Genomic DNA, 10233 nt, shown 5'->3' on the forward strand with positions numbered 1-10233 from the left:
CCGATGGTGACGGGGGAGGGGACGCGGCTGCGGCCGCCGAACAACTCGCTGAACGAGCGCGCCATCGGCTGGTGGCGCGTGCAGTGGCTGACGTTCACCGTGGTGGTGGCGGGGATCCTGGCCGTGCTGGGGGCGCTCATCGCCCCCGCCCGCGCGTGGCTGCTGATACCCGCCGCCGTCCTGGCGGTGCTGGGCCTGGCCTGTACGGCGCTGATACCCGTGTGGTGGTTCAGGGTGCACCGCTGGGAGGTGACGGAGGAGGCGGTCTATGTACGGACCGGTTTCTTCTGGCAGGAGTGGCGGATCGCGCCGATGTCGCGGATACAGACCGTGGACACCGTGCGCGGTCCGCTGGAGCAGCTCTTCCGGCTCTCCACGGTGATCGTCACGACCGCGTCGTCCAAGGGCGCGGTACATATCGGGGGGCTCGACCACGAGCTGGCGGCGGAGCTGGCGGAGCGGCTGACGCGGATCACCCAGGCCACTCCGGGGGACGCCACATGAGCGAGCCGGGGGAGATACCGGAGGCGCCCGAGCCGGCAGAGACACCGGGGCCGCCGGAGCCGCCCGAGCCGCCGGAGTCTTCGGAAGACGGGTGGCGGCGGCTCGACCGGCGTACCGTGCTGGTCACCGTCGCGGTCATGACGGGGATCGTCGTCGGCGGCGGCGTACCGACCGGGATAGGGCTGTCGGGTGCCCTGCCGCTCGGCGAGACGTTCGCCTGGCTGCTCGCCGGGGCCGTGCTGCTGATCGGCGGCGCCACGGGCGGGGACTGTGTCCGCTGGCGCCGCACCCGCTACCGCATCGGCCCCGAGCGCGCCGAGCTGCACACCGGGCTCTTCCTGGTCAAGCGCCGCTCACTGGCCCGCGAACGGATACGTACGGTCGATCTCACCGCCAATCTGCTGCTCCGGCTGCTCGGTCTGGTGAAGGTCCGCATCGGGACCGGCGAGCAGACCGGCGGTGAATCCACCCTGGAGCTGGACCCGGTCACCAGGGCCGAGGGCGAGCGGCTCCGTACCGAACTGCTCGGCCGCGCTCCGGGGGCGGCCGATGCTTCCGGCGAAGGCATGCTGGCGGTGCTCGATCCCGCGTGGATCCGCTACGCACCGCTCTCCTTCGTCCCGGTGGCCCTCGGCGGCGCCGGGATCGGCGGGCTGTTCCAGGTCACCGACTGGTTCGGGATCCAGAACCGGGCGATCCACTGGGCGGGCGACCAGTTCCGGGGCATCTCCCCGGTCTGGGCGATCGCGCTGATCCTCGGGCTCGCGGTGGCGACGGGGGTCGCGGGAGTCGTCGCCGCGCTCGCGCTGTGGATCGAGATGTGGTGGAACCACCGGCTGGAGCGGGAGCCCGGCGGCACCCTGCGGGTCCGCCGCGGACTGTTCACCTCCCGCTCGATCTCCATCGAGGAGCGGCGGCTGCGCGGAGTGGAACTGGTCGAGCCGATCGGTGTCCGGCTGGTCGGCGCGGCCCGGGTGGACGCCATCGCCACCGGTCTCGCCCAGGACGACGACGCCAAGGAGATGGACCAGAAGACCCTGCTGCCGGCCGCGCCGCGCGCGGTGGCGGACGCGGTGGCGGCCCGCATACTGCGCGAACCGGCGTCTCCGACGGGTACGGTACGGCTCGTCCCGCACCCCCGGGCAGCGCGGGCGCGGCGGCTGCGCTGGGCCCTCTCCGCCGTACTGCTGCCGCTGGCGGCGGTGGCGGCGCTCGGTCTGCTGCTGACCGATGTCCTGGTCGTCATCGCGGCGGTCGGTGTCGTGGTGCTGCTGCCCCCGGCCGTGCTGATGGCGCTCGACGCGTACCGCGGTCTGGGGCACGGCCTCGGCGGCGCCTATCTGGTGGCCCGCTCGGGCACGGTGCGCCGTACGACGGTGGCCCTCCAGCGCGGCGGAGTCATCGGCTGGACGGTCCGGCAGTCGTACTTCCAGCGCCGTGCGGGTCTGCTGACGGTCACGGCGACCACGGCCGCGGGCGGCGGCGCGTACCACGTGTACGACGCGGCGGAGGGCGAGGGGCTGAGCTTCGCGGCGGAGGCGGTCCCGGGCCTTCTGGAGCCGTTCCTGATACGGGAGAGCGCACCGGAGAAGCTTCCCGAGCCGGGGCGCTGACACGCCGACAGGGCTGACACGCTGACGGGCTGGCAGGCTGACACGTCGAAGGGCTGACACGTCGAAGGTCTGACATGCCGAAGAGCTGACATGCCGAAGGCCCGGCCGCCGCGAGGCGAACCGGGCCTTCACACTGCCTGTCCGACAGCCTGTTTGACGCTCCGTCAGGCCGAGGCCGGCGGATAGAGGTCCCGCGGCAGCGCCGAGGCCGCCGCCGCGTCCAGCAGCCAGAGCGTGCGGCTGCGGCCGTACGCGCCCGCCGCCGGGGCCTGGATCTCCCCCGCGCCCGACAGCGCGATCTCCGCCGCCTTCGCCTTGTCCTCGCCCGCCGCGAGCAGCCAGACCTCATGGGCCGCGCGGATCGCGGGCAGCGTGAGCGAGATACGGGTCGGCGGCGGCTTGGGAGCGCCGTGCACGGCGACCACCGTGCGCTCGGTCTCCCGTACGCCCGGCAGCTCCGGGAAGAGCGACGCCACATGGGTGTCGGGGCCGACCCCCAGCATCAGTACGTCGAAGGTCGGCACCGGACCGTGGTCCTCCGGCCGCGACGCGGCGGCGAGTTCCGTGGCGTACGCGGCGGCCGCGGCCTCCACATCACTGCCGTAAGGCCCGTCCGAGGCCGGCATCGGATGCACCCGCGAGGGGTCCAGCGGCACCGAACCGAGCAGTGCCTCCCGCGCCTGGGTGCAGTTGCGCTCCGGGTCGCCCTCCGGCAGGAAGCGCTCGTCGCCCCACCACAGGTCGAGCCGCGACCAGTCGACCGCGTCCCGGGCGGGCGCCGCCGACAGCGCGGCCAGCAGCCCGTTGCCGTTGCGCCCGCCGGTCAGGACCACCGAGGCGGAGCCCCGGGCGGCCTGGGCGTCCACGATCTTGGTGATCAGCCGGGCCGCCGCGGCCTGGGCCATCAGCTCCTTGTCACGGTGGACGACCAGTTGCGGAGTGCTCACGAGGACGAGGCCTTCCCGGTCGCCTTCTTCGTCTCGGTCGCCGTCGCCGTACCCCCACCGCCATGGGAGACAGCGGCGGTGGCCGACGCGCCGTTGCTGTCGCCCAGCCGGTGCACGCCGAACCGCAGCGCCGACGCGTAGATGTCGTCCGGGTCCAGCCGGCGCAGCTCCTCCGCGATCAGCTCGGAGGTCTCGCGCCGCTTCAGCGCCACCGCGCGGTCCGGCTGCCCCTCGACCGAGAGGGTCGCCAGCGAGCCGTCAGCCCGGTGCAGATTGATCGGACCGCAGTCGGTCTCCATCCGTACGGCGGTGAGCCCGGGCCCGGCGGAGACGGCGCGCTTCACCGGTACGTCCAGCCGGTTCGCGAGCCACATGGCCAGCAGCTCACAGCTCGGGTTGTGGCGCTCGCCCTCCACCTCCACCGAGGTGACCGCGCACTCCACCTGGTCCAGCGCCGCCGCCAGCATCGAGCGCCAGGGCGTGATCCGGGTCCAGGCCAGATCCGTGTCGCCGGGGGTGTACGCCTCGGCGCGCACCGTCAGCTCCTCGGTCGGGTTCTCCGCCGCGTGCGTGTCGGTCACCCGGCGCTGCGCCAGCCTGCCCAGCGCGTCCTTGGCCGGGTTGGCCGGCGCGTTCACCGGCCACCACACCACGACCGGGGCGTCGGGCAGCAGCAGCGGCAGCACCACCGACTGGGCGTGGTCCACGACATCGCCGTACAGCCGCAGCACGACCGTCTCGCCGGTGCCCGCGTCCGCGCCGACCCGGACCTCGGCGTCCAGCCGCGCCTTGGACCGGTCGCGCGCCGAGCGCGAGATCCGCTTGACGACGACCAGCTTGCGCGACGGGTGCTCGCGGGACGCCTCGTCGGCGGCCCTGAGCGCGTCGTACTGGTTCTCCTCGTCGGTGACGATGACCAGCGTGAGGACCATGCCGACCGCGGGGGTGCCGATCGCCCTGCGCCCCTGCACCAGTGCCTTGTTGATCTTGCTGGACTTGGTGTCCGTAAGGTCGATCTTCATGGCCGGCGCCAGCTCCGTCCGTCTCGTGCGAGCATCTCGTCCGCCTCGACCGGACCCCAGGTCCCGGACTCGTACTGCGCGGGCTTGCCGTGCTTCTCCCAGTACTCCTCGATCGGGTCGAGGATCTTCCAGGACAGCTCGACCTCCTCCAGCCGCGGGAAGAGGTTCGAGTCGCCGAGCAGCACATCGAGGATGAGCCGCTCGTACGCCTCGGGGCTGGACTCCGTGAAGGACTCGCCGTACGCGAAGTCCATGGAGACGTCGCGGACCTCCATCGAGGTGCCGGGCACCTTGGAGCCGAACCGCATCGTCACGCCCTCGTCCGGCTGCACCCGGATGACCAGGGCGTTCTGCCCAAGCTCCTGGGTGGAGGTGTGGTCGAAGGGGGAGTGCGGCGCGCGCTGGAAGACCAGCGCGATCTCGGTGACCCGGCGGCCCAGCCGCTTTCCGGTACGGAGATAGAACGGCACGCCGGCCCAGCGGCGGTTGTCGATCTCCAGCTTCACCGCGGCATAGGTGTCCGTCTTTGACTTGCTGTCGATGCCGTCTTCCTGGAGATAGCCGACGGCCTTCTCGCCGCCCTGCCAGCCCGCCGCGTACTGGCCGCGCACGGTGCCCTCGCCCAGGTCCCTGGGCAGCCGGACGGCGCCCAGCACCTTGGTCTTCTCCGCGACCAGCGCGTCCGCGTCGAAGGAGGCCGGCTCCTCCATGGCGGTCAGCGCGAGCAACTGGAGGAGGTGGTTCTGGATGACGTCGCGGGCGGCGCCGATGCCGTCGTAGTAGCCGGCCCGGCCGCCGATACCGATGTCCTCGGCCATGGTGATCTGCACATGGTCGACGTACGACCGGTTCCAGATCGGCTCGAAGAGGGTGTTGGCGAACCGCAGCGCCAGGATGTTCTGGACGGTCTCCTTGCCCAGATAGTGGTCGATCCGGAAGACCTCGTGGGACGGGAAGACCTCGTGGACGACCTTGTTCAGCTCCTTCGCGGAGGCCAGGTCGTGGCCGAAGGGCTTCTCGATGACCGCGCGGCGCCAGGAGCCGTCCTTCTGGTCCGCGAGCCCGTGCTTCTTCAGCTGCTGCACGACCTGCGGGAAGAACTTGGGCGGTACGGAGAGATAGAACGCGAAGTTGCCGCCGGTGCCCTGCGACTTGTCGAGATCCGCGATCGTCGCCCGCAGGTTCTCGAACGCGTCGTCGTCGCCGAAGTCGCCCTGGACGAAGCGCATCCCCTGGATGAGCTGCTGCCAGACCTCCTCGCGGAACGGCGTACGGGCGTGCTGTTTGACGGCGTCGTGCACCTCCTGCGCGAAGTCCTCGTCCTTCCACTCGCGGCGCGCGAAGCCGACGAGCGAGAAGCCCGGCGGAAGCAGACCGCGGTTGGCCAGGTCATAGATGGCAGGCATCAGCTTTTTGCGGGACAAATCGCCCGTGACACCGAAGATGACCAGGCCCGACGGCCCCGCGATACGCGGGAGCCGTCGGTCCGCGGCGTCACGGAGCGGATTCGCTCCGTGGGTTGCGGTCAAGGGGATCAGCCCTCCGAAGGGGCGAGGCGCTTCAGCTCCGCCTCGGTCGACTTGAGCAGGTCGTTCCAGGCCACCGCGAACTTCTCGACGCCCTCGTCCTCCAGTACCTGGACGACGTCGTCGTACGAGACGCCCAGCGCGGCCACGGCCGCCAGGTCCGCGCGCGCCTGGTCGTACGTACCGCGCACGGTGTCGCCGGTGATGGCGCCGTGGTCGGCGGTGGCGTCGAGCGTGGCCTCCGGCATGGTGTTCACCGTGCCCGGGGCGACCAGGTCGTCGACGTACAGGGTGTCCTTGTACGCCGGGTCCTTCACGCCGGTCGAGGCCCAGAGCGGACGCTGCTTGTTGGCCTGCGCCCGGTCCAGCGCCGCCCAGCGGTCGGAGCTGAAGACCTCTTCGTACGCCTCGTACGCCAGCCGCGCGTTGGCCACGGCCGCCTTGCCGCGGGCCGCCTTGGCCTCCGGCGTGCCCAGCGCGTCGAGCCGCTTGTCGATCTCCGTGTCCACCCGGGACACGAAGAAGGACGCCACCGAGTGGATCTTGGAGAGGTCGAGGCCGGCGGCCCTGGCCTTCTCCAGACCCGCGAGATAGGCGTCCATGACCTCGCGGTAGCGCTCCAGCGAGAAGATCAGCGTGACATTGACGCTGATGCCCCGGCCGATGGTCTCGGTGATGGCGGGGAGACCGGCCCGGGTCGCCGGGATCTTGATCAGGGTGTTGGGGCGGTCCACCAGCCAGGCGAGCTGCTTGGCCTCGGCGATGGTCGCCACGGTGTTGTGCGCCAGGCGCGGGTCGACCTCGATGGAGACCCGGCCGTCCTGGCCCTGCGTCGTGTCGAAGACCGGACGCAGGATGTCCGCGGCGTCCCGTACGTCCGCCGTGGTGATCATGCGGACGGCCTCGTCGACGGTCACCTTGCGGGCCGCGAGATCCGCGAGCTGGCCGTCGTAGCCGTGCCCCTGCGAGATCGCCTTCTGGAAGATGGACGGATTGGTGGTGACGCCCACCACGTGCTGCTGGTCGATCAGTTCGGCGAGATTGCCGGACGTGATACGGGTACGCGACAGGTCGTCGAGCCAGATCGCGACGCCTTCGTCGGAAAGGCGCTTGAGTGCGTCTGTCATGAGAGTTGCATCTCCTACAGTTCGTATACGGGCGTCAGCGCGCTGACGCCGCAAGAGATTCCCGGGCTGCGGCGGCCACCGCGTCCGCGGTGAAGCCGAACTCACGGAAGAGGACCTTGCCGTCCGCCGAAGCGCCGAAGTGCTCCAGCGACACAATGCGGCCGGCGTCACCCACGTACCGGTGCCAGGTCAGTCCGATACCGGCCTCGACCGCCACCCGCGCTGTCACGGAAGGCGGCAGAACGCTGTCCTTGTACGTCTGGTCCTGCTCGTCGAACCACTCGACGGACGGCATGGAGACCACCCGCGCCCGGACGCCCTCGGCCTGGAGCTGCTCGCGCGCCGCCACGGCGAGCTGCACCTCGGAGCCCGTCCCGATCAGTACGACCTCGGGGTCGCCGCCCTCGGCGTCGAAGAGGACATAACCGCCCCTGGCCGCCTCGTCGTTGGCGTCGTACGTCGGCACGCCCTGGCGGGTGAGCGCCAGACCGTGCGGAGCGCCCTTCGAATGGCGGCGGAGGATCTCGCGCCAGGCGACCGCCGTCTCGTTGGCGTCGGCCGGGCGCACGATGTTCAGCCCCGGGATGGCGCGCAGCGCGGAGAGGTGCTCGACCGGCTGGTGCGTCGGACCGTCCTCGCCGAGCCCGATCGAGTCATGCGTCCAGACATAGGTGACAGGTACCCGCATCAGCGCCGCGAGCCGCACGGCCGGGCGCATGTAGTCCGAGAACACCAGGAAAGTGCCGCCGTAGATACGGGTGTTGCCGTGCAGCGCGATGCCGTTCATCGTCGAGCCCATGGCGTGCTCGCGGATGCCGTAGTGGACCGTGCGGCCGTACGGGTCGGCCCCCGGCAGCGGGTTGCCGGCCGGGAGGAACGAAGAGGTCTTGTCGATGGTGGTGTTGTTCGAGCCCGCCAGGTCGGCGGAGCCGCCCCACAGCTCGGGAATGACCTCGCCGAGCGCCTGGAGCACCTTGCCGGACGCGGCGCGTGTCGCCAGGGACTTGCCGGGCTCGAAGGCGGGGAGCTTGTCCTCCCAGCCCTCGGGGAGTTCACCGGCCCTGATCCGGTCGAACAGCGCCGCGCGCTCCGGCTGGGCGGTGCGCCACGCGGCGAAGGTCTTCTCCCACTCGCCGCGGACCTCACGGCCGCGGTCGAGCGCCTCACGGGTGTGCGCGAGCACCTCCTCGGAGACGTCGAAGGACTTCTCCGGGTCGAAGCCCAGGACCTTCTTGGTCGCCGCGACCTCCGCGTCGCCGAGCGCCGAGCCGTGCGCGGCCTCGGTGTTCTGCGCGTGCGGGGCGGGCCAGGCGATGATCGAGCGGGCCGCGATGAAGGACGGGCGCTCGGTCTCGGCCTGCGCCGCCTTCAGTGCCTCGTACAGACCGGCCGGGTCGAGGTCGCCGTTGGGAAGCTGCTCGACGCGCTGGACGTGCCAGCCGTACGCCTCGTACCGCTTGAGGGTGTCCTCGGAGACCGCGGTCTCCGTGTCGCCCTCGATCGAGATGTGGTTGTCGTCCCAGAGCAGCACCAGATTGCCCAGCTTCTGGTGGCCGGCCAGCGACGACGCCTCGGCCGAGATGCCCTCCTGGAGACAGCCGTCACCGGCGATCACCCAGATGGTGTGGTCGAACGGAGAGGTGCCGGGCGCCGCGTCCGGGTCGTACAGACCGCGCTCGTACCGCGCCGCCATCGCCATGCCCACGCCGTTCGCGACACCCTGGCCGAGCGGTCCCGTGGTGGTCTCGACACCGACGGTGTGGCCGTACTCCGGGTGGCCCGGGGTCTTCGAGCCCCAGGTGCGGAACGACTCCAGGTCTTCCAGCTCCAGGCCGTAACCCGCCAGATAGAGCTGGATGTAGAGCGTCAGGCTGGAGTGGCCGGCCGAGAGGATGAACCGGTCACGTCCGGTCCACTGAGCGTCGGCGGGGTCGTGCCGCATGAGCTTCTGGAACAGCACATACGCGGCGGGGGCCAGGCTCATGGCCGTACCGGGATGGCCGTTGCCGACCTTCTGTACGGCATCCATGGCCAGGACGCGAACGGTATCGACCGCCCGGCTGTCCACATCGGTCCACTCGAGGTCTGTGGTGGTCGGCTTGGTGCTCACCCTGAGTCAGGGCTCCTCTCCACATGTCCAGTCCCGGTGTCTGAGGGCGCACCAGGCTTCGCAGCCGAGCCTACCCTCGTACCCCCATCCAACTTTTCCCCTTCGTAACCAGGGTGCGGCGGGGACATGGACTTCGCCTGCCGGTGGGGTAGGGGGACGTCCCGGCACGGCGCGCGGGAGGTCCCGGCCGTGGTTCACGGCTGCTTCCTGGGGGCTCCGTACGACCCACCCCCGCGCGGAATCGGTGTCTGGGCAACGTCTACAGTGGCGTGGTACGCGCAAGTCTTTACCGGGGCTTCACGTCCGGAGCTTGCTGGGATTTCTCTGTCAGGGGTGTGCGTGACGGCCGTCGAGTCCCGACCCGCTGGGGTCGTCCCGACTCCGAGCCCGGGGGGCCATCGGCCGTTCGGGGCCCGTGTCAAAGCGTTCGTGATGCTGACCAAGCCGCGGATCATCGAGCTGCTGCTCATCACGACCGTTCCGGTGATGTTCCTGGCCGCCGGCACCGTGCCGGATCTGTGGCTGGTGGTCACCACCTGTATCGGCGGCTATCTCTCGGCCGGCGGCGCCAACGCGCTGAACATGTACATCGACCGTGACATCGACGCGCTGATGGACCGTACGTCCCAGCGCCCCCTGGTCACCGGGATGGTGTCGCCGCGCGAGGGACTGGTCTTCGGCCTGACGCTGACCGTCGTCTCGACGCTCTGGTTCGGATTCCTGGTCAACTGGCTGTCCGCGGCGCTGTCGCTGGGTGCGCTCCTTTTCTACGTCGTCGTCTACACGATGATCCTCAAGCGGCGTACCGCGCAGAACATCGTCTGGGGCGGAATCGCCGGGTGCATGCCCGTGCTGATCGGCTGGTCCGCGGTCACCGACTCGGTGTCCTGGGCTGCTCTCATCCTCTTCCTTGTCATCTTCTTCTGGACGCCGCCGCACTACTGGCCGCTGTCGATGAAGGTGAAGGAGGACTACGCGCGCGCGGGCGTGCCCATGCTTCCGGTCGTCGCGTCCAACCGTGTGGTGGCGCGGCAGATCGTCCTCTACAGCTGGGTGATGGTCGTTGTCTCGCTGCTGCTGACCCCGCTCGGGTACACCGGCTGGTTCTACACGGCGGTGGCGGTGGCGGCGGGCGGCTGGTGGCTCTGGGAGGCGCACGCGCTGCAGTCGCGCGCCCGGGCCGGGGAGACCGGCGGCAAGCTGAAGGAGATGCGGCTGTTCCACTGGTCGATCACCTATGTGTCACTGCTGTTCGTGGCGGTGGCGGTGGATCCCTTCCTGCGGTAGTTCTCCGTACGACCTGCCTGGCGGGCGGTTCAGTGCTGGCGGGTGAGGGCTCGCGCGTGACGGTGGACTCCCCCGCGGCCCGTCGCGGACTGTCGTT

General features: G+C 70.6%; 8 protein-coding genes. 3 read left to right on the forward strand and 5 right to left on the reverse strand.

What is annotated here, in order from left to right; genetic code table 11:
- Positions 1-3 precede the first annotated feature (3 nt).
- Together ACFU9P_RS11575 and ACFU9P_RS11580 are read left to right on the forward strand one after the other, a co-directional pair.
- On the forward strand, positions 4-504 hold the full coding sequence (locus tag ACFU9P_RS11575; protein ID WP_376375316.1) for a PH domain-containing protein: 501 nt from the start codon (positions 4-6) through the stop codon (positions 502-504).
- A complete protein-coding gene (locus ACFU9P_RS11580) occupies positions 501-2117 on the forward strand; it encodes a PH domain-containing protein (protein ID WP_384078849.1) in 1617 nt (538 codons plus the stop codon). Before ACFU9P_RS11575 ends, ACFU9P_RS11580 begins: the two co-directional genes overlap by 4 nt.
- A 164-nt stretch (positions 2118-2281) precedes the next feature.
- Here ACFU9P_RS11580 and pgl read toward each other — a convergent pair whose 3' ends face one another.
- The 5 genes from pgl to tkt are packed head-to-tail and all read right to left on the reverse strand — an operon-like array spanning position 2282 to position 8849.
- Positions 2282-3064 carry a 6-phosphogluconolactonase gene (gene pgl, locus ACFU9P_RS11585; protein ID WP_384078852.1) on the reverse strand — a complete coding sequence of 261 codons (783 nt, stop codon included), beginning with the start codon at positions 3062-3064 and terminating at the stop codon, positions 2282-2284.
- Positions 3061-4086 (reverse strand): glucose-6-phosphate dehydrogenase assembly protein OpcA, encoded by a 1026-nt coding sequence (gene opcA / locus ACFU9P_RS11590; protein WP_376375324.1) that lies wholly within the window; start codon positions 4084-4086, stop codon positions 3061-3063. Before opcA ends, pgl begins: the two co-directional genes overlap by 4 nt.
- A complete protein-coding gene (gene zwf, locus ACFU9P_RS11595; protein ID WP_376375327.1) occupies positions 4083-5615 on the reverse strand; it encodes a glucose-6-phosphate dehydrogenase in 1533 nt (510 codons plus the stop codon). The genes opcA and zwf overlap by 4 nt, the downstream gene beginning before the upstream one ends.
- Before the next feature lie 5 nt (positions 5616-5620).
- The gene (gene tal, locus ACFU9P_RS11600; RefSeq protein ID WP_376375330.1) at positions 5621-6739 is read right to left on the reverse strand and encodes a transaldolase; all 1119 of its coding nucleotides are present in this window, start codon (positions 6737-6739) and stop codon (positions 5621-5623) included.
- A 34-nt stretch (positions 6740-6773) separates the two neighbouring features.
- Positions 6774-8849, reverse strand: a complete 2076-nt coding sequence (gene tkt, locus ACFU9P_RS11605; protein WP_376375333.1) for a transketolase — start codon at positions 8847-8849, stop codon at positions 6774-6776.
- A gap of 339 nt (positions 8850-9188) precedes the next feature.
- Here tkt and ACFU9P_RS11610 point away from each other — a divergent pair, with 339 nt between their 5' ends.
- On the forward strand, positions 9189-10136 hold the full coding sequence (locus tag ACFU9P_RS11610) for a heme o synthase (protein ID WP_376375336.1): 948 nt from the start codon (positions 9189-9191) through the stop codon (positions 10134-10136).
- Positions 10137-10233 lie beyond the last annotated feature (97 nt).

Source organism: Streptomyces sp. NPDC057617, from assembly GCF_042800555.1.
In the GTDB taxonomy this organism is placed as follows: Bacteria; Actinomycetota; Actinomycetes; order Streptomycetales; family Streptomycetaceae; genus Streptomyces.

What these genes read in the sequence shown, in the direction of transcription:
- ACFU9P_RS11575 (WP_376375316.1), top strand. Translation starts at nt 4, where the DNA reads ATGGTGACGGGGGAGGGGACGCGGCTGCGGCCGCCGAACAACTCGCTG.
- ACFU9P_RS11580 (WP_384078849.1), top strand. Translation starts at nt 501, where the DNA reads ATGAGCGAGCCGGGGGAGATACCGGAGGCGCCCGAGCCGGCAGAGACA.
- opcA (WP_376375324.1), bottom strand. Translation starts at nt 4,086, where the DNA reads ATGAAGATCGACCTTACGGACACCAAGTCCAGCAAGATCAACAAGGCA.
- tal (WP_376375330.1), bottom strand. Translation starts at nt 6,739, where the DNA reads ATGACAGACGCACTCAAGCGCCTTTCCGACGAAGGCGTCGCGATCTGG.